Genomic DNA, 23232 nt, shown 5'->3' with positions numbered 1-23232 from the left:
TTTGCTCACGCTTTCAGTCTAAGAGGTCGGGCCGCAGGGGCTAAGTCCGGCGGCCAAGTCCGGGGCACCGAGTCCGGCGGGAGTGGGCCCGGGCCACTGCGGCAGGGGGCATTGAATCTGGATTTGTTCAGCGGCTGAGCAGCAGCCGCTGGCCATTCAGCTCGCCGGCAGGAGTGCTGAAGAGCCCGGCTGCGGCAGCCGCCAGGTCTGCCACGTCCGTGAAGCCCGGGAAGGACCGTTCCGGGGCCTTCGCCCGCATTCCCGCGTCAACGAGGGCCTTCACCACGAAGATCGCGGCGGCGCTGTGCTGCTCCACGGGGTCTTCCTTTCGCCCCGACTGGGCTCGCCGGAGGCCGTCCGCGACCGCAAGTGTCCAGGCTTCCGCGGCGGCCTTCGCCGCGGCATAGCTGGCCCCGCCCGCCGTCGGGGCGCTCACGGCCGTGGAGGACACCATGGCGAACCGTCCGGTGTCCGACGCGGCAAGGTCGTCGAAGAAGACGCGCGTGACGTTCCGCAGCGTCGTGACGGCATTGCGTTCCAGGAAGTCCCAGTCGTCGTCGCTCTGGTCCGTGATGCCTTTCGCGCCGCGCCAGCCGCCCACCAGGTGGATGACGCCGTCGACGTTTCCGGCCATGCCGGCCACGCTAGCCCGCAAGGCCCGTACGTCCGCCAGGCTGGCGAGGTCGCTCACAAGCGGGGTGACGCCGACGCCGGCTTCGGCGGCGGCGGCCTCGATGCGTGCGGCATTCGAACCGACGGTGAAGACCCTGTGGCAGGCGTCGCGGAGGGCGCGGGCCGTGGCGATCCCGGACGGCCCGCTGCCGCCCGTGACCAGCACGTTCAAGGTGCGTCCGGCGCTCATCCGGCGTTCAGGGCCGGGGCGCCGCTGGCGGTGTCTGCGCCAGTGGCTGTGCCGGTGTCTGAAGACCCGGTGATGCCGGCAGTGGATTCGATGACGGGCCGCATCTTCTTCTCCAGCGCCTCGTAGAACATGGAGAGCGGGAACTCGTCGTCAAGGACCTGGTCCGTGAGGCCGCGGGGCGGGCCGTCCAGGGGGAGGGCGTCCGGACCCTTGGCCCAGACCGAGGCCGGGTTGGGCGTGACCGTTCCGGAGATGAGCTCGTAGGCGGCGAGCCAGTGGGCCATCTTGGGACGGTCGATCGAGCGCCAGTACAGTTCCTCGATCTTCGCGCCGAGTTCAACCACGACGCCGGCGGCCTCGTCCCAGTCGATGCTTAGTTTGCTGTCGGTCCAGTGCAGGACGCGGTGCTGGTGCATCCAGGCGAAGAGCAGCTGACCGCCGAGGCCGTCGTAGTTGCGGACGCGGGTGCCGGTGATGGCGAAGCGGAAGATGCGGTCGAAGATCACGGCGTACTGGACAAGCTTGGCGTGCCGGCGTGCCTCCGGGTCGGCGTCCTCATCCTTCTCGATCTTCACCGATTCGCGGAAAGCGGTCAGGTCGCAGCGCAGTTCCTCGAGCGAGTAGAGGAAGAACGGCATGCGCTGCTTGATCATGAACGGGTCGAAGGGCAGGTCCCCGCGCATGTGGGTGCGGTCGTGGATGAGGTCCCACATGACAAAGGTTTCTTGCGTCAGCTCCTGGTCCTCCAGCAGCCCTGCGGCGTCCTCGGGCAGCTGCAGGGAAGTGATCTCGGCGGCGGCGCGCAGGACGCGGCGGAAGCGGGCGGCCTCGCGATCGGCAAAGATCGCGCCCCACGTGAACGTCGGGGTCTCTCGGACAGCGACGGTCTCGGGGAAGAGGACAGCGGAGTTGGTGTTGTAGCCCGGGGTGAAGTCCAGGAAGCGGATCGGGACGAAGAGCTTGTTGGAGTATTCGCCCGTCTCCAAGCCGTCGATGAACTCGGGCCAGATGACCTCGATCAGCACGGCCTCGACGAGGCGGCTGCTGCTGCCGTTCTGGGTGTACATCGGGAACACGACGAGGTGCTGGAGTCCGTTGACCCGGTGCTGCTGCGGCTGGAAGGCCTGAAGGGAATCCAGGAAGTCCGGGACGCCAAAGCCCCCCTCGGCCCAGCGGCCGAAGTCGGTGACGAGCAGTTCAAGGTATTTCGCATCGTGCGGGAAGGACGGGGCCAGGGCCGTGACCGCCGCGGTGATGGCTTCAACGTGCCCGGCCGCGGCTTCGTGGGCTTCGGCATCCGGCACGGATCCGTCCTTGACCTGGAGGGCCTGCAGTGCCGTGGCGGCAGCCTTGAGCCGCAGCCATTCCTGGTTGCCGGCAGTGATCGGGGCGGGGGCGGTGAGAGCGGTCGTGGTCATCGTCGACGGTCGCCTTTCTGGTTGCTGTGGAGCGTGTCGCTGGATCTAAATCGAGCGTAGCAAGCAAACAGAGGCTCTAATGCAAAATTGCTTCGAGCATAAGAAAGTCTGGGGCAAGTGATTCTGAAAAGCCGTTCCAGCGGAAGGAGAGGAAGGGCTGCGGGTTACTGCCCGGCGTCGTCCGCGGGAGCGAGCTTCAGGGAGACCGAGTTGATGCAGTACCGCTGGTCCGTGGGGGTGCCGTAGCCCTCGCCGTCGAACACGTGGCCCAGGTGCGAATCGCACGTGCCGCAGCGGACCTCCACCCGTTCCATGCCCATCGTGCGGTCATGGATGTAGCGCACGGTGCCCTCGGCGAGCGGCGCCCAGAAGGACGGCCAGCCGCAGTGCGAGTCGAACTTTTCGTTGCTGGTGAAGAGTTCGGTGCCGCAGGCCCGGCACTGGTAGACGCCCCGGGTGTGGGTGTCCCAGTATTCACCGGTGTACGGCCGCTCGGTGCCGGCCTGGCGGAGCACGCGGTACTCTTCGGGCGTCAGTTCCTCGCGCCACTGGGCATCGGTCTTTTCGACCGGCTTTTCGGCTGCCGTCTGTTCGCCCGCCGGCTGTTCAAGCGGCGTAGCGGCGGACTCGGCGGCGGGCTCAGGGGCGGGCACTGCCGAGGGCATGGATTTGGACCTGTTAAAGATGCTCATAGCCTCAATAACGCTCAGGAGTCCCCGATAAATCCCGACCCGGCATACAGATGCAGGACGGGCAGGCCCAGCTTGTCCTGCGCCTTGGTGGCCCAGTCGGTGTGGAAGGTGTCGGCGACAGCGTGCGGGCGGGTGATGACCACAGCCTGTCCGGCACTGAGTTCCTTGACCTTGGCAACCAGGCCGTCGACGGCCTTGCCCTCGACGACTTCGCCCGAGACGCCGCCGCCCAGGCCGGCCAGTGCGGCCAGCGAAGCGGCCAGGGTGTCGGCGGCTTCTGCCCGCTCCACGGTGGGATCGGAGTGTGCCGTCAGTTCACGGAAGGCTTTGGCAATTTCCAGCAAGGAAAGGTTCTCCAGGAAATCCACCACCAGGTGTCGCTCGGTGTTGGCCGGCACCAGAATCAGCAGGGGCGCATCACCGCCGGCAACCAGGGTTTCAATGTTGACGCGGTCATCCGCACCGAGGGGCTCTTCTGTCAAAATGACGATTGGATCACTCATGACCCCAGCCTAGTCGCGCTGGTGTTGCCCTGCATGGTTGTGTCCTGCCGGAGCCTGGCGTGTCCATGCCGGCGGCCCTGCTGCCTGAACTGTGCTGCCTGAACCGGGCTGCCTGAACCCGTCCTGCTGAACCGTGTTGCCTGAAACGTGCCAATGCCATGGTTGGGCTGCGGTTCAGTAAGAATGGTGCCATGGCATCCTCTTTGCGCCTCCGCCCGGACCTCCGCCCGGACCTTCGCCGGACTGCGGTCCGCCGAAACGCTGCCCGCGGAACAGCACTCCCCGTTGGGGCAGCCCCTGGCGCCGCCCGGTCCGGAAGCGCCAAGTGGGCGCTGGGGGGCATCATCGGCGGCAGCGCCGCTGCGGGCGTGCTCGCCGCCGGATCCTCGGCCCTCGCGCTTTATTTCGCCCGCCGCGTCATCACTCCGGCCCGGATCCGGGCGGAGGACCAGGAAGTGCTGGCCGTCATCCGCGAGGGGCGGGCGCTGCAGGTCATTCTTGCCGCCACCCCGGATTCGACCGTGGACGGAGTCTACGGTTTCTTCTTCGACGGCGGCCGCGGCCATGCGCGGATCGGCCGGATCCTGTCCTACTCGCCGGCCGAACGCACCGTGCTGCGCGAGGTCGACCACGTCTACAGCGGGGACCTGGCCACCGCCCGGCGTGGCTGGTGGAGCGGGGCGGCCTATCCGGATCCGGCCGCGCTGGGGCTTCCAGTGGAGGACGTGCTGATCGACGTCGATTCCGGGACCGCGCCGGCCTGGCTGATCCGCGCCACGCCGGCGGTGGAGGATCTGGCCCCGGACGTCTGGGCAATCATGGTTCACGGGCGCGGCGCCACCCGGCAGGAAGGCCTGCGGGCCGTCCGGACCGCCCGGGAACTGGGCATGTCCAGCCTGTTGATCTCCTACCGAAACGACGGCCTGGCCCCGTCGGCCAGCGACGGGCGCTACGGCCTGGGCTCCACCGAATGGCGCGACGTCGAGGCCGCTATCGGCTACGCCCTGGAACAGGGCGCCCGCGAGGTAGTCCTGTTCGGCTGGTCGATGGGCGGCGCGATTTGCCTCCAGACCGCTGACCTCTCCCGGCATCGCCACCTGATCCGGGCAATGGTCCTGGACGCGCCGGTGATCAACTGGGTCAACGTGCTGGCCCACCACGCCGAGCTGAACCGGATCCCGTCGTCCGTGGGCCGCTACGGACAGCTGATGCTCAGCCACCGCCTGGGCCGGCGGCTGACCGGGCTCGCCGCCCCCGTTGACCTCAAGGCGATGGACTGGGTTTCGCGGGCCGTGGAGCTGCGGACGCCCACCCTCATTGTGCACAGCGTGGACGACGAATACGTGCCTTTTGGGCCGTCCGCCGCGCTGGCCGAGAAGAATCCGGAGATGGTCACGTTCGAGCCCTTCGACAGGGCCCTGCACACCAAGGAATGGAACGTGGATCCGGAGCGCTGGGAGCGGCAGGTAGCGGCCTGGCTCCGGCAGCAGCTTGCGCCTCGCGCCAACCCCGGCGACCAGGAGCCGGCGGCCGGGTACGCCACGCAGGACTCAGACACGAACTGACACGAACTGAGGCACGAACTGAGACCAGGTCAGTCGCGCCGGGTTCCGATCCTGGCGGTGCGGGCAGCCGTGAGCCGAATGAGCTCGGCCGGATCCAGCTCGATGTCCAGGCCACGCCGTCCGCCTGAAACGAGGATGGTCTCCAGCTCCAGGGCGCTGTCGTCCACCACCGTGGGGGAGGACTGGCGTTGACCGAGCGGTGAGATGCCCCCGAGCACGTAACCGGTCCGTCGCTGCGCCACGGCCGGGTCGGCCATCTCTGCCTTCTTGCCGCCCAAGGCTGCGGCCATCGCCTTGAGGTCCAGGCTTCCGCTCACGGGCACGACGCCGACGGCGAGCCGGCCGTCGACGTCGACCATCAGGGTCTTGAAGACCCGGGCAGGGTCGACGCCGAGCACTTCCGCTGCTTCGAGGCCATAGCTGGCCATTGCGGGGTCATGTGCGTAGGGGTGGGCGACAAAGGGAACCCCGGCGGCCGCGAGTGCTGCGGTGGCCGGAGTTCCCTGCGACGCGTGTTTACGGGCCATGTCCTCTGGCTGTCCGGGCGCTGGAGGTCAGGACTGCGCCGGCGACTGCCGGGTTCCGGACGCGACGACTTTGCGCTTGATCCGGCCCAGCATGGCGGTCATTCCGCGCATGCGCAGGGGAGTGATGGCCCGGGTGAGGCCCAGCAGCTCGGGCATGTCGTCCGGAACGGCCAGGATTTCCGCGGCGCTGAGCCCGTCGAGTCCTTCATGGAGAACTCCGGCGAAGCCGCGGGTGGTCGGGGCCTCCCTGGGGGCCTTGAAGTAGAGCCGGACGCGTTCCGGCCCGACGCCGTCGGCCGGTTCCGTCTCGACGGTCAGGAAGAGCGGCGTTTGGCACTCCACGACCTGCTCCAGCAGCTCCGGGTGGTCCCGGAGCCGCTCCGGAAGTTCCGGAAGTCCTTGCGAGAACTCGAGGAGCAACTGCAGCCGCTCGGCTTCGGTCAGGGCCTGGAAATCGTCGACAATGTCCGCCAGCGCAGCGGGGAGGGTTGAAGTATTCATCATTCCCAGCTTACGCATTCGCGCCGATTGTGTCCCTGTTCCTGTCCTTGTCCTTGTCCCTGTCCCTGTCGCTGACAGTTCCGGGCGATGCTGACCGTAACTAACGGCCGGCCGGAACCGCGCCGCGCTCGGCACCCTTGACGATCGGGACGCGCACGGCATTGCCCCATTCGGTCCAGGAACCGTCGTAGTTCCGCACAGTCTCGAAGCCCAGCAGGTACTTCAGCGCAAACCAGGTGTGGCTGGACCGCTCGCCGATCCGGCAGTACGCCACGACGTCATCGCCCGCCTTCAGGCCGGCCTCGCCGAGGTACAGGGTCTCGAGTTCACCGCGGTTCCGGTAGCAGCCGTCGCCGGCGGCCGCGCGGGCCCAGGGGATGGAGGCCGCGGTGGGGATGTGGCCGCCGCGCAGCGCGCCCTCTTCCGGATAGGCGGGCATGTGGGTCCGCTGGCCCGTGTATTCCTCGGTCGAGCGGACGTCGATCAGCGGCTTGCCGAAGTGGGCCAGGACATCATCTTTGAAGGCGCGGATCGGGGCGTCGTTGCGCTCGACGACGGGGTAGTCAGCGGGGGAGGCGACGGTCGTTTCGGTGGAGAGCGCACGGCCCTCCGCGATCCACTTGTCCCGGCCGCCGTCCAGGAGCCGGACGTCCTCGTGGCCGAAGAGGGTGAAGACCCACAGGGCGTACGCGGCCCACCAGTTCGACTTGTCGCCGTAAATCACCACGGTGCTGTCCCGGGAAATCCCCTTGGCCGCAGCCAGCGCGGCGAACGCTTCGCCGTAGATGTAGTCGCGGGTCACTTCGTCGTTGAGGTCTGTATGCCAGTCGATCTTCACGGCCCCGGGGATGTGGCCGGTCTCGTACAGCAGGACGTCTTCGTCGGATTCCACCAGCACGAGGTTGCCGCCGTCGAGGGCGCCATCCTCGATCGCCGTGGCCAGCCATTCGGTGGACACCAGGCGGTCCGGGTGGGCGTACTCGGCGAATTTCTCGTTCTGCTCAACGGGGTAGGACATTGCGATGGCCTTTCACTGGAACGGTCAGGAGGCAGGGCGCGGAAAGCATGCGCGGCGCCGGGCCTGTTTACAACACTAGTCACGGGCGGGCGGGAATGCTCCAACGCGTTCACACGGGGAAATGTGGTCTTCCTCACGCCGGCCGCGGGTCCGTACACGCGCACGCGGGCCGGGCATGCTTTGCCGGTATTCTTGCTGGGGACAAGAGACCAGCAGAACGGACCACCTTGGTACAGATCGAACAGCTCGCCGCCCGTACGCCGGCAGTTTCCGTGGACGAACTCCTCAACGGGTTCTATCCGTCGCCCCGGTTCGGTGAGGTGTCGTTTTCGAGCTACCGGCCCGATCCCTCCCAGCCCAGCCAGGCCCATGCGGTCCATGCCCTGGAGCATTTCGCGGCGGGCGTGGGTGCGCGCGACGGCGACGGCCTGTTCAAGCGGCTCTTCGGCAAGAAAGACACGTCCCGGGCTGGGATCTACCTCGACGGCGGATTCGGTGTGGGCAAGACCCACCTGCTGGCGTCGCTGTGGCATGCCGCCCCCGGTCCCAAGGCCTTCGGCACGTTCGTCGAATACACCAACCTCGTCGGGGCGCTGTCCTTCCGCAAGACCGTTGAGGCCCTGAGCCACTACAGGCTCGTATGCATCGACGAATTTGAGCTCGACGACCCGGGCGACACCGTGCTCATGTCTCGGCTCATGCGCGAACTGGCCGACGCCGGCGTGAAACTTGCCGCAACATCGAACACGCTGCCGGGCTCCCTCGGCGACGGGCGCTTCGCCGCCGTCGACTTCGCCCGTGAAATCCAGGTGCTGGCTGACCAGTTCGATGTTGTCAGGATCGACGGCGAGGACTTCCGCCATCGTGGCCTGCCGGCCGCACCGGCGCCGCTGCGCAATGATGACCTGACCCACCACATGCATGCCGAATTCGACGGCAAGACCGTGGCCCGCGACGAGTTCAGCACGTTGATCAACCACCTGGCCGGCGTGCACCCGAGCCGCTACCGCCAGCTGCTGGACGGGATCGAAGGCGTCGTGTGGAAGAACGTCCACACGATTACCGAGCAGGCCGTTGCGCTGCGCTTTGTGGTGCTGGCGGACCGGCTGTACGACAAAGATGTGCCCATCCTTGCCAGCGGAGTGCCGTTCGACCAGCTCTTCACCGAGGAAATGATGACTGGCGGGTACATGAAGAAGTACTTCCGCGCTGTCTCCCGGCTCACCGCGCTGGCCCGCGAGGGCCAAAACCACGAGCCGTCCTAGCCTCCAGCCCCTCCAACTGCCCGGAGTCGCCCTTAAATGCCGGAGGTGCCGGCGCCACCTCTCGGCGGGACCGGCACCTCGCTGACGTATCTGGGTCAGAGGCCTGGCTGGCGGGGTTCCCCGGTTACGGGGGGTTCCCCGGCTACAGGTCGCTCGCCGGCTACGGGAGTCTGATCGGCGACGGGAGCCGTGTTCGGCCGGTCGTTCGCCTGGTCCACGAAGTCGGAAGCGCCCCGCTGCACGGCATCGATCTTGTCGGCGTGCTTTCCGCCGGTCTTAGAGTCGACGAAATCGCCGGCCTTTTCGATGCCGTCCTTGATGGCTTCTTCGTTGCCACCAATCACTTGCTGAGCCTTGCCCTTTAGATCGTCAAGTAAACCCACGGGCACCTCCCTTCGGTCGCGGAGCCAGATCGCTCCTAGCGTTTTCTACCCTAGCGGGAGGTGGCGGGGGTGCCAAGGGTGTCCGCCCACAGGATAAAAGTCGGAGGGCGAGATGCACAGGGTAGAAGGACCCCAGTGCACAAAAAAAAGCAGCTCCGGGGAGCTGCTCTTGTGGTGGGCGATACTGGGATCGAACCAGTGACCTCTTCCGTGTCAGGGAAGCGCGCTACCGCTGCGCCAATCGCCCGCAACCGGAAGGATCCGGAGTGGAGTTGTAATGAAGAGAGCGGACGACGAGATTCGAACTCGCGACATCCACCTTGGCAAGGTGGTGCTCTACCAGCTGAGCTACGTCCGCATTTTAGTCCATGCCGGCTGGGCCGGTGGTACTGCATCAAGCAAGTTACCTTGCTTTGGTGGGCGATACTGGGATCGAACCAGTGACCTCTTCCGTGTCAGGGAAGCGCGCTACCGCTGCGCCAATCGCCCCTTGCATCCGGTCGGAACCGGAAACCAGGGTTTTCACCGAGGTGGGTACGGGATTCGAACCCGTGTATACGGCTTTGCAGGCCGCTGCCTCGCCTCTCGGCCAACCCACCGTGTAGACAGGATTCCGAAGAACCTTTGCCGTGACAGTGTCCTGCGAGCGGACGACGAGATTCGAACTCGCGACATCCACCTTGGCAAGGTGGTGCTCTACCAGCTGAGCTACGTCCGCATTGTTGGCGTGCGTTTCCGTGCCGCATTCGGCATTTCCTCGCGTTCCAACGAGTAAGAACTCTATAGGAGGTTCCGGGAATCTACAAATCGAGGCGCATCGGCCACCTCTATATGGCCATACTTCCTTGATTTCTAGGGGATTTTGCTAATTACAGCGCTGTAATTAGCGTCCGTCCCAGGCCGCGGCTCGAAACGGTGCCGGGGCTCTTGCGCGGGACTCTCCGTGGGACCAATGCAGATGTCCACTGCACCGGCCTGGTACACATGGTGTTGCGCGAGAGATCGGCGAACAGGTGGCGAAGTCCGGTTCCCGGGACCGATTTCTAAAATCCGCCCGAGTGGGCTAGCATTCAATGTCGTTAGGGCGATTGGCGCAGTGGTAGCGCGCTTCGTTCACACCGAAGAGGTCACTGGTTCGAACCCAGTATCGCCCACTAACGAAATGGTCCGTTCCGCTGACTCAGCGGGGCGGACCATTTTGCTTTTCACCGTTGTCGGACCCCCGTGAAAGAGTCTTTATATGACCGCTCCACTCCTCGCCCACGCCACGGACTATGGCCGCATGTACGCCCGTTCCACATCGGCACAGTTCTCCGTCCCCTCCATCACCACAGTGATCGGCCAGCAGCCACACGGCCTGGATGGCTGGTTCGGATACATGGGCGCGAACAGCCTGGCGCAGGATCCCGAGCTCCCCGGCGTCCTGAGGAGCCCCGCCAAACTGCGCCAGGCGGTCAGCCGGGCTGCCAAGGCGGCGGAGTCGTACCGGGACGATGCCGCCAAGCGCGGCGACCGCGTTCACAACTACTGCGAGCAGGTTGCGCTGCGCGCGCTCGGCCGGCCCCACCAGATGAAGGAAACACGGGAGGCCCTGGCCGCCAACGGTGAGGAAGCCTTTGCGGCACGCTTCGACGAATGGTGGGAGCTCTTCCAGGTTGAACCCATTGCCCCGGAGATTACGGTGTGGAACAAGACGGTGGGCTATGCAGGCACCCTGGACCTCGTGGCACGGATCAATGGCAGGACCTGTCTTATCGACTACAAGACCAAGGGCACCAGCCGGGACGGCACGGTCAAGCCGCTGGATGACAAGGTGGTCATGCAGCTCGTGGCCGGCATGAAGGCGGAGGAGAGCCTCGTGGATCCCGTGGCGGGGGAGTGGGAGGCCTGGCAGCACGGCGAATCCCCCATCCTCCTGGCCGTGGCGGTGGGCGAGACCGAAGTCCGTCCGCAGCGGGCCAACCCCGACGTCCTGAAACACCACTGGTGGAAATTCTGCGCGCTGCGCCGCGTGTGGGAAATGTCAGCCGACACCGCGACAGCGGGAGCAGCACTGCTTCCGCTGGCCCCTCCCGTGAAGCGCTGAGCCTGCAGCGCTGAACGGGCAACAGTGGACCGGCATCCCTGAACCGAAGTGCTGAGCCGGCGTCCCTGCACAGGCATCCAGAGCAGGAGCCCGGCAGCTGCAACTAAACTGGACTGGATCCCTAGCCGCCCACCGTGAGGACCGACTGCACATGGCCATTTTGAATATCCGCATCATTGGGGATCCTGTGCTGCGCACAGTTGCCGATCCCGTGACGGAATTCGGGCCTGAACTGGCGAAGCTCGTCGCCGACATGACCGAAACCATGGAGGATGTCGAGGGCGCCGGCCTGGCCGCACCCCAGGTCGGAGTCAGCCTGCGCGTCTTCACCTACCGGATTGGCGGCGTGGAGGGTCACATCATCAACCCCGTGCTGGAAAACAGCGAGGACTTCCAGCCGGACCAGGTCGAGGGATGCCTGTCCATCCCGGGCCTCGGCTTCCCCGTTCGGCGGTATCGCCAAACCCGGGTGACCGGCGTGGACCTCCATGGCAACCCCGTCACCGTTGAGGGCGAGGACATGCTGGCGCGCTGCTTCCAGCACGAGACCGACCACCTGGACGGCATCCTTTACACCGACAGGCTCGAGGGCGAGGACCGCAAGGCCGCCCTGCGCGCCATCCGCAATGCCAACTACGACGCCATTACGGAACAGACAACAAGCAAGCGCGCGAAGAGCGTCGGGACGAGCTTTGGCGGGTCCAGCTTCGGAATCACCCCGTGAGGGTCTTGTTCGCGGGAACCCCGGCCGTCGCCGTGCCGTCCCTGGACGCCCTGATTGACGCCGGGTTCGACGTCGTCGCTGTCCTCACCCGCCCGGACGCCCCGCTGGGACGCAAGCGGGTCCTGACGCCGTCGCCCGTGGCGGCCCGGGCCGCCGAGCTCGGCATCGAGATCATCCACGCCGCCAAAGTGGATGCCGGGGTCACTGCCCGCATTGCCGCCGCCGCGCCGGACGTCGCGGCGATCGTTGCCTATGGCGGCCTGATTCCCAGTGCTGCCCTCGCTGTTCCCCGCCACGGCTGGGTGAACCTGCACTTCTCCCTGCTGCCGGCCTGGCGCGGCGCCGCCCCCGTGCAGCGCGCCGTCATCGCCGGCGACGACGTCACCGGCGCCGTCACCTTCCGTCTCGAGGAGGGGCTGGACACCGGCCCGGTCTTCGGAACCCTCACCGAGACCGTGCACCCCGTCGATACCGCCGGGGCTTTGCTCGAACGGCTCTCCCACACCGGTGCAGTCCTGCTGGCCCAGACCCTGTCCGCCATCGACGCAGGCAAGGCCGTGGCGCTGCCGCAACAGGGCGAGGTTAGCCTGGCACCCAAACTCAGCCTCGAGGACGGCCGGCTCGACTGGCAGCAGCCCGCACTGGCGATCGGTCGCCGGGCCCGCGGAGTCACGCCAGAGCCCGGCGCCTGGACCATGCTGGATGGCCAGCGGATCAAACTGGAACCGGTGCTTCAGTCCCCGGAGTCCGCCGCACTTCGGCCCGGAAGGCTGGCCATGGACGGAAAACGAGTCCTCGTAGGTACGGGTTCGCACCCGGTGGAGTTGACGCGGGTCCAGCCCGCGGGCAAGAAAATGATGGCCGCCGCTGATTGGGCGCGTGGGCAGGCAACACTTGAAAGCGTGGTATTCGAATGAGCGAGTCCGGGACCAGCGGCAGCAGCCGAGGCAGTGGCCAGGGGGCCCGCGGCGGCAGCCGGCGGAACGCCCAAGGTAGGGAACGCAACCGCGGCCCGCAGCGCGGCTTCACCGAGAGCGCCCCGTCCCAGCGGACCCGCCGCGCCGATCCGGCCAGGCTGGTTGCCTTTGAGGTGCTCCGCGCCGTGGCAGCCGAGGACGCTTACGCGAACCTGGTGCTGCCTGCCCGGATCCGGCACCACGGGCTGGACAAGCGCGACGCCGGATTCGCCACCGAGCTCAGCTACGGCGCTCTCCGCGGCCAGGGCACGTACGACGCCATCCTGGCGCGCTGCGTCGACCGGCCGCTTGACCAGCTGGATCCCGCGATCCTCGATGCCCTGCGGATCGGTGCGCACCAGCTGCTCGCCATGCGCGTGCCCGCCCACGCCGCCCTGGACCAGACCGTGGGGCTGGCCCGCGCCGTGATCGGGGCCGGTCCCTCGGCCCTGATCAATGCCGTGCTGCGCAAAGTCTCCGCCCGCACCCTCGACGAGTGGCTCGAGGTGCTGCTCAGCACCGAGACCGACGCCACCACCATCGCGTCCATCCGCTACGCCCACCCCGAGTGGATCGTCCGCGCGCTCCGCCAGTCGCTCGTGGCCCACGGCCGCCCAGTCGCTGAGATTGACGAGCTCCTCGAAGCCGACAACGCCGCGCCCGTGGTGAACCTCGTGGCACTGCCCGGCGTCGGCAGCCTGGACGAGGCCCTGGAAATTGGGGCCACCCCGGGTGAACTCGTCGAGGGATCCGCGCTCTCCAGCGGCGGGGACCTCGGCCGGCTCGCCTCGGTCCGGGACGGAAGCACCCGTGTCCAGGACGTCGGCTCGCAGCTCGTGGCCCGGGCCATGGCCGCCGTCGACCTCGGCACAGGCCGCGGCACAGGCCTCGACGCAAAAACCAGCGCGGATCCCGACGGGGAAAAAGGGACGGACAGCGGGAGCGCGGGGGAGCGCTGGCTGGATCTCTGCGCCGGCCCCGGCGGCAAGGCCGCCCTGCTCGCTGCCCTCGCCCGGCAGCAGGGCGCCCACTTGCTGGCCAACGAATCCGCCCCGCACCGGGCCAAACTCGTGCGCCAGGCCCTGTCCGCGGTCCCGCGGGACGCCTGGGAGGTCAGGACCGGGGACGGCCGCGACATCGGCGCCGAGCAGCCGGAGTCCTTCGATCGTGTTCTCGTCGATGTCCCGTGCACCGGCCTGGGCGCCCTGCGCCGGCGCCCGGAGTCGCGCTGGCGGCGCACTCCCAAGGACCTCGTGGACCTTGGCCCGCTGCAGCGCCAGCTGCTCAACTCAGCGATCGACGCCGTCAAGCCCGGCGGCGTGGTGGCCTACGTGACATGCTCCCCGCACCCGGCCGAGACCACCGCCGTCGTCAGTGATGTCCTGCGCAAGCGCGAGGATCTCGAGCTCCTCGACTCCGGCGCCGTGCTGGACAGCGTCAGCCTCACCGGCCACCTAGAGGCCGGGCACGAGCTCACCGCCCAGCTCTGGCCGCACGTGCACCAGACGGACGCCATGTTCCTGGCGCTGATTCACAAGAAGGCCTGAGTTTCACTGATACTGGGGCACTGCCTGCTAAGTACGAACCAGCTAAGTACGAACCAGCTAAGTACGAACCAGCTAAGTACGAACGAGAAGGAAATCCATGGCCCAGTGCTGCATCAACCCGAGCATCCTTTCGGCTGACTTCGTCAATCTTGAGGCCGAACTGCACCGCATCAGCAATGCCGATGCGGTGCATGTGGACGTCATGGACAACCATTTCGTGCCCAACCTGACGATCGGGTTGCCGGTGGTGCAGCGCATCCAGGCCGTCAGCCCGGTGCCGCTGGACGTCCACTTGATGATCGCCGACGCTGACCGCTGGGCGCCGGGCTTCGCCGACGCCGGGGTGGCCTCTGTGACGTTCCACGCCGAAGCCTCGATCGCGCCGATCAAACTGGCGCGGGAGCTGCGCGCCCGCGGCGCCAAGGCCGGCATGGCGCTGCGCCCGGGCACCCCCGTGGAGCCCTACCTGGACATGCTCCCGGAACTGGACCTGCTGTTGATCATGACGGTGGAGCCGGGCTTCGGCGGGCAGTCCTTCCTGGACCTGACGCTGCCCAAGATCCGGCGGGCCCGGGCGGCCATTGACGGCGCCGGCGTCGGAGTGGCGCTGCAAGTCGACGGCGGCATCACCGAGGAGACGATCGTGCGAGCCGCCGAGGCGGGAGCGAATGTCTTTGTGGCGGGGTCAGCCGTCTACGGCGCCGCGGATCCGGCGGCGGCCGTCGAAAGGCTCCGGGCGGCCGGGAGTCGCTGAGGCAACCACGGTCCCGGTAGGGAATTGCCGTGCCAAGAAGACTCAGACCGTAACTTGCGCGGCAGGGAATAGCCCGCGCTGCCCGGCAGTTGTGTCAGAATAACAACACACATACGTGCTCCGGGGTCGGTGTAAGTCCGAACCGGCGGTGACAGTCCGCGACCCGCGCGCCAGCGCCTTTCTTCGGAAAGGATGCCGGCAAACGGTTGAATCGGTGAAATTCCGGTACCGACAGTTAAAGTCTGGATGAGAGAAGCACGTACAGCTGTTACTGCGGCGCCCAGAAGGCGCCGCATAATTGTGCTGTCGTATACCCCCGGAGCCATCGCGGTTCTTGAGGGAAGGAACGACACACGCATGGACCTCTTGCGATGGCTCTTCGAAGCGCAGATCCCGGTAGGCGGATCTGTCCTGATTCTTCGTGAAGTGCTGGGCAACATCTTTGGCCTCGCCAGCGCCGTCGGCGGCATGCGCCGCCGGGTCTGGGCATGGCCCGTCGGCATCGCCGGCAACTTACTGCTTCTGACGGTCTTCCTGGGCAACGTCTTCGGCTCCGCCACGCCCGCTACATTGTGGGGCCAGGCCGGGCGCCAGGTCATGTTCATCGGCGTCGCCCTCTACGGCTGGTACCGCTGGCAGCAGGGCAGGCAGTCCGCCGGCGGCGGGGCAGCCGTCGCGCCACGCTGGGCCAGCAACAAAACCCGGGTTATTCTGGCTCTCAGCCTCGTGGCCGGGACCGCCGCGCTGACGCCGCTCTTCGACTCCCTCGGCTCGTACCCGCCGGTCTGGGCCGACGCCTGGACATTCATGGGCTCGCTGCTGGCGACCTACGGTATGGCCCGCGGCTGGACCGAATTCTGGCTCATCTGGGTGGCGGTGGACATCGTCGGTGTGCCGCTGCTATTCAGCGCGGGCTACTACGCCAGCGCCGTCATGTACCTCTTCTACGGTTTCTTCACGCTCACCGGATTCTTCGTCTGGTGGCGTGCCTCGAAGCTGGCGAACCGGCCGGTCACGGTCGAAACCGCCTTCCCCGACCCGGTGGTGGCCAAGTGAGTGCCCTCAACGGCTCCGGCTTGAACGCCGGATTCAACCCTGCCCCGCTCGACGCTGCCCCGTTCAGCCCAGCCCCGTTCAGCGCTGCCGAGAGTGCTGCCATGCAGGCTGCCCTCGCCGCCGCGGCGCAGGGTCCGCGGGGCGCCAACCCGCTCGTGGGCGCCGTCGTCGTTGGGACCGACGGAAGGCTCCTCGCCACCGGATACCACCGCGGAGCCGGGACTGCCCACGCCGAAGCTGACGCCATCGCCCAGGCGACGGCGGCGGGACTGGATCTCCGCGGCGCTGCGATCGTGGTGACCCTCGAGCCCTGCAACCACTGCGGGCGCACCGGGCCCTGCGCGCAGGCGATAATCGACGCCGGCATCACCGACGTCATCTACGCCGTCGACGATCCCCACGATCCGGCCGCCGGCGGGGCCTTGACGCTCCGCGCCGCGGGCGTCCGCGTCCGCTCGGAGCTGGCGGCCGACGCGGCGCTGGATCTGAACCGGCGCTGGTTCGACGCCGTCGCCGCGAAACGGCCGTTCGTCACCCTGCACATCGCGCAGACCCTCGACAGCCGCATCGCTGCCAGCGACGGCACCAGCCAGTGGATTTCCAGCCCGGAATCGCTCGCCGACAACCATGCCCTGCGGGGCCGGATTGACGCCATCCTGGTGGGCACCCAGACGGTGCTGATCGACAACCCCCGGCTCACCGCCCGGAACGCCGACGGCGAAGCAGACGGTAAACAGCCCCTGCGCGCCGTCATGGGGTACCGGGGCATTCCCGACGACGCCGCCATCCACGGGGCGGACGGCAACGTCCTGCACCTGGCCACCCGCGATCCAAGCGAGGCCCTGGACCAGCTGTTCGCACACGGCGTCCGTCACCTCATGGTGGAAGGCGGCTCGCGAATCCTGAGCGCGTTCCTTGCGGCCGGCCTGGTCGACGAACTCATCATCTACCTGGCACCGACACTGCTCGGCTCCGGCACGGCCGCCCTGGAGGGCCTCGGCATCACCACCCTGGCCGATGCCCAACAGTGGGAATGGGACCCGGCATCCGGGGGCGCCGTCCAGGTCCTCGGCCGCGACCTCCGGCTCCATCTTCGCCCGGCGACCCCGGCGACCCCGGCTACCCCGGTCGATCCGGCCGCCACCTCTACTTCATCCGATACAACCCCGCACCGCACCGGCGCGGACACCGCCGCAGGAGGCAATTGATGTTTACCGGAATTATCGCCGAGCAGGGGAAGGTGCTGTCCGTTGAGCGCAACGGGGACAGCAGTGCCACCGTTCGGCTCCACGCGCCCGGCACCACGGACGGCCTCGCCCTCGGCGGTTCCATAGCGGTCAACGGCGTCTGCCTCACCGCGACGCAGATCGATGGCCGGGACTTCAGCGTCGACGTCATGGGCGAGACCCTTGACCGCAGCACCATCGGAGAGCTCACTGCGGGCGATCCGGTGAATCTGGAACGCTGCGTCCCCGCCGGGGGACGGCTGGACGGTCATGTGGTGCAGGGACACGTCGACGGCGTCGGCCAGCTCTTGGAGCGTGAAGGGCTTGGCAACTGGGACCGGCTCCGGTTCGCAGTGCCGGCCGGCCTGGCCCGGTACATCGCCGAAAAGGGATCCATCGCCGTCGATGGCGTCTCCCTCACCGTCATGACGGTCAGCCCGGCCAACGATCCGGCGCCCTGGTTTGAAGTGGGGCTGATCCCCACCACCCTGGCCGAGACCGGCCTGGGCCAGAAGCCGCTCGGTGGCCATGTAAACCTTGAGGTCGACGTCCTGGCGAAGTACACCGAGCGGCTGCTCTCCTTTGCCGGCGGAACGTCGCCGGCAGCGCATAGGGCGGCCGAAACGACCGCCGGAGAATCCGCGCCGACGGAAGGGGCCGCGAAGTGAGCCGAGTCAAAGACCAGCCCGGCCATGACCTGGCAGAGGCGCTCCGCGCCGCCGCAGCCGGCACCGGCCGGGCGGGCCTCGACCCGATCGAGGACGCCATCAGCGCCATGGCAGCCGGGCGCCCCGTCCTGGTGGTGGACAACGAGGACCGCGAGAACGAAGGCGACATCATTTTCGCCGCCGAGCACGCGACCCCGGCGCTGATGGGCTGGACAGTCCGCTACAGCTCCGGAGTGATCTGCGTGCCGCTCGACGCCGACCGCGCCGACGCCCTGGCCCTGCCGCCGATGGTGGAAATCAACGAGGACGCCAAGGGCACCGCCTACACTGTGTCCTGCGACGCCGCGGTGGGTATCAGCACCGGAATTTCCGCCACGGACCGCGCCCTGACGGCCCGGATCCTGGCCGACCCGCAAAGCCAGCCAAATTCTTTGACCCGTCCCGGGCATGTTTTTCCGCTCCGCGCCGTTAAGGGGGGAGTGCGGGAACGTCCCGGCCACACCGAGGCGGCCGTGGACCTGTGCCGGCTGGCCGGACTGGAGCCCGTGGGAGTGATAGCAGAGCTTGTGTACGACAACGGAGAGATGATGCGGCTGGACGGATTGCGAGGCTTCGCGGTTGAGCATGGCTGCCCCCTGATTTCGATTGCTGATCTGGTGGCGTATCTTGAAGCAGAACAGCACGGCAGCCACGCAACGGACCCCGTCTGATGGAGGAGAAATAGTGACGACTTCGGAGACCCGAGAAGAGATGGCCATGGCCCGTCAGCCGCATCCGGTCAGCGCAGGACCCATTGTCCAGCTGCCCACCGCCTTCGGCGATTTCGTGGCGCAGGCCTGGACCGATCTGGCCACCGGTGCGGAACACCTGGCGGTCAGTTCACCGATGGCCCCGGTGGATGGCCAGCCCCCGCTGGTGCGCCTCCATTCGGAATGCCTCACCGGCGATGTGTTCGGTTCCTACCGCTGCGACTGCGGCGAACAGCTGGCCTATGCCCTCGAGCTGATCAACGAACTCGGCGGCACGCTGCTGTACCTGCGCGGCCAGGAGGGCCGCGGGATCGGCCTGGCGAACAAGATGAAGGCCTACGCCCTGCAGGAGGCCGGGTTCGACACCGTGGAGGCCAACGAGCAGCTCGGGCTGCCGGTCGACGCGCGCTGCTACAAGGCCGCGGCCCAGATCCTCGCGGAGATGGGTCTCCACGAGATCCGGCTCCTGAGCAACAACCCCGACAAGCAGGACCGGCTCGCCCAGGCAGGCGTCAAGGTGGTGGAGATGGTCCCCACCGAGGTTCCCTCTCGGGAGCAGAACCTCCGCTACCTGCAAACGAAGAAGGACCGGATGGACCACCGCCTGGTCCTGGACGGTGAACCCGCTCCGGCCGCCGGCCTGTCCGGATTCGAACACGACCAAGACTGACCGGGCGGCGGCCCGCACGGGCCGCCACTGGCCAACCATCAGACTCAACAGCAAGGAATACCCTATGAGCGGCCACGGCGCCCCCCAGATCGACCTCAGCACCTTCAAACCGGAGGAAACCTCACGGCTCAAGCTGGCCATTGTGGCCGCGAGCTGGCATACCCAGATCATGGACGGACTGCTCGACGGCGCCCTGCGCGCCGCGAAGGACGCCGGAATCAGTGAGCCGACGGTCCTGCGCGTGCCCGGCACGTTTGAACTCCCGGTCGCGGCCGCCCGGCTGGCACCGCACTTCGACGCCGTCGTGGCGCTCGGCGTCGTCATCCGGGGCGGCACCCCGCACTTCGAATACGTCTGCGAGGCGGCCACCCTGGGCCTGACCGAGGTCAGCGTCCGCACCGGCGTCCCCGTGGGCTTCGGCGTGCTGACCTGCGACACCGAACAGCAGGGGATCGACCGGGCCGGCTTGCCGGGATCCACCGAGGACAAGGGACACGAGGCGGTTACCGCCGCCCTGGCTACGGCAGTGACGCTCAAGCAGTTCGGCTGAGCCGCCAAGCTGCAGCCACAGCCGGCGCGGGCGGCTCCCTGGCCGCCCGCGCCGGCTGTGTTTGTTGTGTATCGCCTCACATCCCCTCCGTCATGCAACGGCCCGGCGGGCGTTCCCGCGCCGGGAGCAAGTAGGCTTGGGGGCGTGAAGAATTTCGAGTCGCTGTTCGCAGAACTGAGTGAAAAGGCAGCCGTCCGCCCGCAAGGCTCCCGCACCGTCGCTGAACTGGATTCCGGAGTCCATGGCATCGGCAAGAAGGTCGTGGAGGAAGCAGCCGAGGTTTGGATGGCTGCCGAGTATGAATCCGATGAAGCCGCCGCCGAGGAAATTTCGCAGCTGCTGTATCACCTGCAGGTTCTGATGCTCGCCAAAGGACTCACCCTGGAAGACGTCTACAAGCATCTTTAGCCGCGCCCGCACCGGAGACCGCCATGCCTTCGCTGGCGGATCCCGTGCACCGCGTGGCCGATGTGCCCCAACAGATCCTTCCGCACCCAAGAGAGACTTTTCCCATGCTTAGAGTTGCCGTCCCGAACAAGGGATCCCTGTCCGAAGCCGCCGCGGCCATGCTGGCCGAGGCCGGCTACCGCCAGCGCCGCGACACCCGCGAGCTTGTCATGGTGGACCCGGACAACGATATTGAGTTCTTCTTCCTGCGCCCCCGCGACATTGCCGTGTACGTGGGCCAGGGAACGCTCGACGTCGGCATCACGGGCCGCGACCTGCTGCTCGACGCAGAGGTCGAGGCTGAGGAGTTGCTGCCGCTGGGCTTCGCCGCTTCCACCTTCCGCTTCGCCGGCCCGATAGGCGACTTCAGCAACGTCGCCCAGCTCGAGGGCAAGCGCCTGGCCACGAGCTACGACGGACTGCTGCGCGGCTACCTGGCCGAGCGCGGCATCAACGCCAAGGTGGTCCGCCTCGATGGCGCCGTGGAATCTTCCGTGCGCCTCGGCGTCGCGGACGCGATCGCCGATGTCGTCGAGACCGGCACCACGCTCAAGGCTGCCGGCATGGAGATCTTCGGCGAGCCGATCCTGAATTCCGAGTCGGTGCTGATCGGCCGCAAGGGCGAGCAGAACCCGGCCACGGAGGTACTGATCCGCCGGCTCCAGGGCGTCCTCGTGGCCCGGCAGTACGTGATGATGGACTACGACATCCGCAAGGAACTCGTGGAGCAGGCCGCCGCACTCACCCCGGGCCTGGAATCGCCCACCGTCTCGCCGCTGCGCGATTCGGACTGGGTGGCCGTCCGCTCGATGGTGCCCAAGCGGGAAACCAACCGGATCATGGACGAGCTCTACGACCTCGGCGCCCGCGCCATCCTGGTCAGCAGCATCCACGCCTGCCGCATCTAGGCGCACCCGCCGGGTCCCGCCAAGTTCCTCCAGCAATTACCCTCCAGCAATTATCAGGAGAAGTCATGACTGTTGCCGTGCGCGTCATCCCGTGCCTCGACGTCGATGCCGGCCGCGTGGTCAAGGGCATCAACTTTGAGGGCCTCCGCGACGCCGGGGACCCGGTGGAACTGGCGCACCGCTACGACAACAGCGGCGCCGACGAGCTGACCTTCCTTGACGTCACAGCGTCCTCCGGCAACCGGGAGACCACGTTCGACGTCGTCCGCCGCACCGCCGAGGAAGTCTTCATCCCGCTGACGGTGGGCGGCGGCGTCCGCGGCGTGGCTGAGGTGGACAAACTCCTGCGCTGCGGCGCGGACAAGGCTGCCATCAACACCGCGGCCGTCGCCCGGCCGGACGTAATCGACGAGATCACCCGGCACTTCGGTTCCCAGGTCCTGGTGCTTTCCCTCGACGCGCGGCGCACCCGACCGGGTTCGCAGCCCACGGCGTCAGGCTTCGAAGTCACCACGCACGGCGGGCGGCAGGGGACCGGGATCGATGCCATCGCCTGGGCGCGGGAAGCGGCCGACCGCGGGGTAGGCGAGATCCTGCTGAACTCGATCGACGCCGACGGCACCAAAGACGGATTCGACCTCGAACTGATCCGCCTGGCGCGGGCCGGGGTCAAGGTCCCGCTCATCGCCTCCGGCGGCGCCGGCAAGCCCGAGCACTTCCCGCCGGCCGTGGCAGCAGGCGCCGACGCTGTCCTCGCGGCCTCGGTCTTCCACTTCGGCCCGCTGGACATGATCGCGCAGGTCAAGGCCGCGATCCGCGAGGCAGGCTTCGAAGTCCGCTGATCCCCACCCGCGTTGCTTTAAGGGTTAGAGACCGACTTCGGCGGACTGCAAAAGCGCAACGGCGTCGGGCTGGCCTTCAAAGGTCACCAGGGCGTGGCGGGTGCGGCCGTGGGCGTGCATGAGCAGCTCGCCCGGTTCGCCGACTATGGCCACCGACACGGGGGCGCGTTTGGCCACATGCCGCGGACCGGAGGGGCTCACCAGCACAATGCCCAGATCCACGCCGCGGTACAGGATGGCGGCCCGCTTGACGAGCTCATCCCACAGAGCGTCCGAGTAGGCCTGATCCAGGGCCCGCGGGGCCCAGCGGTCCACGGCGCGGCGGACGTCCTCGGTGTGCACAAAGTACTCGATCAGGTTGGAGCTCTCGTCCAAGGCCTTGATCCGCAGCGGGGACAGCGCTGGGGGACCGGCGCGGAAGTCGTTGATTAGCTTGGCGTAGTCCTCTGAGGTCTTCAGCGTGCGCGCCAGTTCGGCCGTCGCCTGGTCCGAGGCCTTGGAAAGGCGTTTGATCAGCAGGCCCAGGCCGACGGCGATTTTCCGCTCGCGCAGGTACAGGTGCGCGGCAAGATCGCGGGTGAGCCAACCTGTGCAGAGCGTGGCGGCATCAGGGCCGGCCGCCAGCAGGGTTTCGGCCAAGACTTCTCGGGACGGTTCGACGAAATGCATCACTTGTGAAACTAGCACGAGACAGCCGTGCGTGGGCAAAGGAATCGCCGCCGGAACTGCGCCTGGCGGCCTCATCCGGCGAGTGACGGGGCGGGCGGCTCATTTGGTGCCCCAGTGTTAAGCGGCGGGAGGACCCGGAGGCCAGCGGCCTGCCCGGAGGCACTAGACTTGATCTGATGTCTGAGCAGCCCGCAACCGCCCCCAGCCCCGTCAATGACAGCCCCGTCGATGGCAGTCCTGTCAGCGCCAGCCCCCTGCCGGCCGGATTGGCGGCCGCCCTCAAACGGGACAGCGCCGGCCTGGTGGCCGCGATCGTCCAGCAGTTCGATACCCAAGAGGTACTGATGCTGGGCTGGATGGACGACGAGGCGCTGCACCGCACCATGACCAGCGGACGCGTGACGTTTTATTCGCGGTCCCGCCAGGAGTACTGGCGCAAGGGTGACACCTCCGGCCATGTGCAATGGGTCAAGTCGCTCGCTATGGACTGCGACGGCGACGCCCTGCTGGTCCGGGTCGACCAGGTCGGTGCGGCCTGCCACACCGGAACCCGGACCTGCTTCGACGGCCGCGAGATCGACGCCGTCGTCGGCCACGGAAGCTAAGCCCCCCCTCGCACAAGGACACAGAGGATCCCATGACCGGA

Annotated in this window: 26 protein-coding genes, 6 tRNA genes and 1 riboswitch; of the genes, 18 read left to right on the top strand and 14 right to left on the bottom strand. The window is 67.4% G+C overall.

Annotation, left to right across the window (positions count from 1 at the left end):
- Nucleotides 1-127: 127 nt before the first annotated feature.
- From BLS42_RS13205 to BLS42_RS13190, 4 genes are all read right to left on the bottom strand, one after another.
- A complete protein-coding gene (locus BLS42_RS13205) occupies nt 128-862 on the bottom strand; it encodes an SDR family NAD(P)-dependent oxidoreductase (RefSeq protein ID WP_090581849.1) in 735 nt (244 codons plus the stop codon).
- Nucleotides 859-2280 carry a DUF6421 family protein gene (locus tag BLS42_RS13200; protein ID WP_090581847.1) on the bottom strand — a complete coding sequence of 474 codons (1422 nt, stop codon included), beginning with the start codon at nt 2278-2280 and terminating at the stop codon, nt 859-861. The genes BLS42_RS13205 and BLS42_RS13200 overlap by 4 nt, the downstream gene beginning before the upstream one ends.
- A gap of 164 nt (nt 2281-2444) precedes the next feature.
- A complete protein-coding gene (msrB, locus tag BLS42_RS13195) occupies nt 2445-2972 on the bottom strand; it encodes a peptide-methionine (R)-S-oxide reductase MsrB (protein WP_090581845.1) in 528 nt (175 codons plus the stop codon).
- Between the two features lie 14 nt (nt 2973-2986).
- Nucleotides 2987-3475, bottom strand: coding sequence for a hypothetical protein (locus tag BLS42_RS13190; RefSeq protein ID WP_090581843.1), 489 nt, complete (start codon nt 3473-3475; stop codon nt 2987-2989).
- Nucleotides 3476-3666: 191 nt separating this feature from the next.
- Between BLS42_RS13190 and BLS42_RS13185 the strand changes: the two genes are divergently transcribed.
- The gene (locus tag BLS42_RS13185; RefSeq protein WP_090581841.1) at nt 3667-5040 is read left to right on the top strand and encodes an alpha/beta hydrolase family protein; all 1374 of its coding nucleotides are present in this window, start codon (nt 3667-3669) and stop codon (nt 5038-5040) included.
- Between the two features lie 29 nt (nt 5041-5069).
- Here the strand turns inward: BLS42_RS13185 and ybaK are convergent, their stop codons facing one another.
- The 3 genes from ybaK to BLS42_RS13170 all read right to left on the bottom strand — a co-directional run bounded on the left by ybaK (nt 5070) and on the right by BLS42_RS13170 (nt 7086).
- Nucleotides 5070-5567, bottom strand: a complete 498-nt coding sequence (gene ybaK / locus BLS42_RS13180; protein WP_090581840.1) for a Cys-tRNA(Pro) deacylase — start codon at nt 5565-5567, stop codon at nt 5070-5072.
- A gap of 27 nt (nt 5568-5594) precedes the next feature.
- Nucleotides 5595-6068, bottom strand: coding sequence for a SufE family protein (locus BLS42_RS13175; RefSeq protein ID WP_176803421.1), 474 nt, complete (start codon nt 6066-6068; stop codon nt 5595-5597).
- 100 nt (nt 6069-6168) lie between these two features.
- Nucleotides 6169-7086: a sulfurtransferase gene (locus tag BLS42_RS13170; protein ID WP_090581836.1), complete on the bottom strand. Its 918-nt coding sequence runs from the start codon at nt 7084-7086 to the stop codon at nt 6169-6171.
- A gap of 227 nt (nt 7087-7313) precedes the next feature.
- On the opposite strand from BLS42_RS13170, the gene zapE reads away from it, so the two are divergent.
- Nucleotides 7314-8351: a cell division protein ZapE gene (gene zapE, locus BLS42_RS13165; protein ID WP_090581833.1), complete on the top strand. Its 1038-nt coding sequence runs from the start codon at nt 7314-7316 to the stop codon at nt 8349-8351.
- Between the two features lie 95 nt (nt 8352-8446).
- Here zapE and BLS42_RS13160 read toward each other — a convergent pair whose 3' ends face one another.
- From BLS42_RS13160 to BLS42_RS13135, 6 genes are all read right to left on the bottom strand, one after another.
- Nucleotides 8447-8734 (bottom strand): antitoxin, encoded by a 288-nt coding sequence (locus tag BLS42_RS13160; protein ID WP_090581831.1) that lies wholly within the window; start codon nt 8732-8734, stop codon nt 8447-8449.
- A 172-nt stretch (nt 8735-8906) separates the two neighbouring features.
- Nucleotides 8907-8981 (bottom strand) — tRNA-Val (locus BLS42_RS13155).
- A 38-nt stretch (nt 8982-9019) separates the two neighbouring features.
- Nucleotides 9020-9092, bottom strand: a tRNA-Gly gene (locus BLS42_RS13150).
- Nucleotides 9093-9148: 56 nt separating this feature from the next.
- Nucleotides 9149-9223, bottom strand: a tRNA-Val gene (locus BLS42_RS13145).
- 39 nt (nt 9224-9262) lie between these two features.
- A tRNA-Cys gene (locus tag BLS42_RS13140) sits at nt 9263-9333 on the bottom strand.
- Nucleotides 9334-9379: 46 nt separating this feature from the next.
- A tRNA-Gly gene (locus tag BLS42_RS13135) sits at nt 9380-9452 on the bottom strand.
- Between the two features lie 364 nt (nt 9453-9816).
- Between BLS42_RS13135 and BLS42_RS13130 the strand changes: the two genes are divergently transcribed.
- From BLS42_RS13130 to hisF, 15 genes are all read left to right on the top strand, one after another.
- Nucleotides 9817-9888: transfer RNA gene (locus tag BLS42_RS13130), tRNA-Val, on the top strand.
- 86 nt (nt 9889-9974) lie between these two features.
- Nucleotides 9975-10820, top strand: coding sequence for a cytochrome (locus tag BLS42_RS13125; protein WP_090581829.1), 846 nt, complete (start codon nt 9975-9977; stop codon nt 10818-10820).
- A 151-nt stretch (nt 10821-10971) separates the two neighbouring features.
- Nucleotides 10972-11544 (top strand): peptide deformylase, encoded by a 573-nt coding sequence (gene def / locus BLS42_RS13120; protein ID WP_090581827.1) that lies wholly within the window; start codon nt 10972-10974, stop codon nt 11542-11544.
- Nucleotides 11541-12461, top strand: coding sequence for a methionyl-tRNA formyltransferase (gene fmt / locus BLS42_RS13115; protein WP_090581825.1), 921 nt, complete (start codon nt 11541-11543; stop codon nt 12459-12461). Before def ends, fmt begins: the two co-directional genes overlap by 4 nt.
- The gene (locus tag BLS42_RS13110) at nt 12458-14047 is read left to right on the top strand and encodes an RsmB/NOP family class I SAM-dependent RNA methyltransferase (protein ID WP_090581822.1); all 1590 of its coding nucleotides are present in this window, start codon (nt 12458-12460) and stop codon (nt 14045-14047) included. Before fmt ends, BLS42_RS13110 begins: the two co-directional genes overlap by 4 nt.
- Nucleotides 14048-14144: 97 nt before the next feature.
- A complete protein-coding gene (gene rpe / locus BLS42_RS13105; protein WP_090581820.1) occupies nt 14145-14801 on the top strand; it encodes a ribulose-phosphate 3-epimerase in 657 nt (218 codons plus the stop codon).
- A 111-nt stretch (nt 14802-14912) separates the two neighbouring features.
- Nucleotides 14913-15064, top strand: a riboswitch (FMN riboswitch).
- A gap of 94 nt (nt 15065-15158) precedes the next feature.
- The gene (gene pnuC / locus BLS42_RS13100) at nt 15159-15857 is read left to right on the top strand and encodes a nicotinamide riboside transporter PnuC (protein ID WP_090581818.1); all 699 of its coding nucleotides are present in this window, start codon (nt 15159-15161) and stop codon (nt 15855-15857) included.
- A 101-nt stretch (nt 15858-15958) separates the two neighbouring features.
- Complete coding sequence (gene ribD, locus BLS42_RS13095) at nt 15959-17065, top strand: bifunctional diaminohydroxyphosphoribosylaminopyrimidine deaminase/5-amino-6-(5-phosphoribosylamino)uracil reductase RibD (RefSeq protein WP_090581994.1); 1107 nt, start codon at nt 15959-15961, stop codon at nt 17063-17065.
- A complete protein-coding gene (locus BLS42_RS13090; RefSeq protein ID WP_090581816.1) occupies nt 17065-17751 on the top strand; it encodes a riboflavin synthase in 687 nt (228 codons plus the stop codon). Before ribD ends, BLS42_RS13090 begins: the two co-directional genes overlap by 1 nt.
- A gap of 29 nt (nt 17752-17780) precedes the next feature.
- Nucleotides 17781-18461, top strand: a complete 681-nt coding sequence (ribB, locus tag BLS42_RS13085; protein ID WP_090581992.1) for a 3,4-dihydroxy-2-butanone-4-phosphate synthase — start codon at nt 17781-17783, stop codon at nt 18459-18461.
- 46 nt (nt 18462-18507) lie between these two features.
- Complete coding sequence (gene ribA, locus BLS42_RS13080; RefSeq protein WP_090581990.1) at nt 18508-19170, top strand: GTP cyclohydrolase II; 663 nt, start codon at nt 18508-18510, stop codon at nt 19168-19170.
- 64 nt (nt 19171-19234) lie between these two features.
- The gene (ribH, locus tag BLS42_RS13075) at nt 19235-19720 is read left to right on the top strand and encodes a 6,7-dimethyl-8-ribityllumazine synthase (RefSeq protein WP_090581814.1); all 486 of its coding nucleotides are present in this window, start codon (nt 19235-19237) and stop codon (nt 19718-19720) included.
- 144 nt (nt 19721-19864) lie between these two features.
- Nucleotides 19865-20128, top strand: a complete 264-nt coding sequence (locus tag BLS42_RS13070) for a phosphoribosyl-ATP diphosphatase (protein ID WP_090581812.1) — start codon at nt 19865-19867, stop codon at nt 20126-20128.
- A 104-nt stretch (nt 20129-20232) separates the two neighbouring features.
- Entirely contained in the window at nt 20233-21075 is an 843-nt protein-coding gene (gene hisG, locus BLS42_RS13065) for an ATP phosphoribosyltransferase (protein ID WP_090581988.1), read from the top strand.
- A 65-nt stretch (nt 21076-21140) separates the two neighbouring features.
- On the top strand, nt 21141-21917 hold the full coding sequence (hisF, locus tag BLS42_RS13060; RefSeq protein WP_090581810.1) for an imidazole glycerol phosphate synthase subunit HisF: 777 nt from the start codon (nt 21141-21143) through the stop codon (nt 21915-21917).
- Between the two features lie 24 nt (nt 21918-21941).
- On the opposite strand, the gene BLS42_RS13055 is transcribed toward hisF, so the two are convergent.
- Nucleotides 21942-22586 carry a TIGR03085 family metal-binding protein gene (locus BLS42_RS13055; protein WP_090581807.1) on the bottom strand — a complete coding sequence of 215 codons (645 nt, stop codon included), beginning with the start codon at nt 22584-22586 and terminating at the stop codon, nt 21942-21944.
- A gap of 176 nt (nt 22587-22762) precedes the next feature.
- Between BLS42_RS13055 and hisI the strand changes: the two genes are divergently transcribed.
- Nucleotides 22763-23191 carry a phosphoribosyl-AMP cyclohydrolase gene (hisI, locus tag BLS42_RS13050; protein WP_090581805.1) on the top strand — a complete coding sequence of 143 codons (429 nt, stop codon included), beginning with the start codon at nt 22763-22765 and terminating at the stop codon, nt 23189-23191.
- The last annotated feature ends 41 nt before the right edge of the window (nt 23192-23232 follow it).

It is taken from the genome of Arthrobacter sp. ov407 (assembly GCF_900102895.1).
GTDB lineage: Bacteria > Actinomycetota > Actinomycetes > Actinomycetales > Micrococcaceae > Arthrobacter.
Note: the sequence above shows the minus strand (reverse complement) of the source record. Positions and strands in the feature narration are given on the sequence as shown.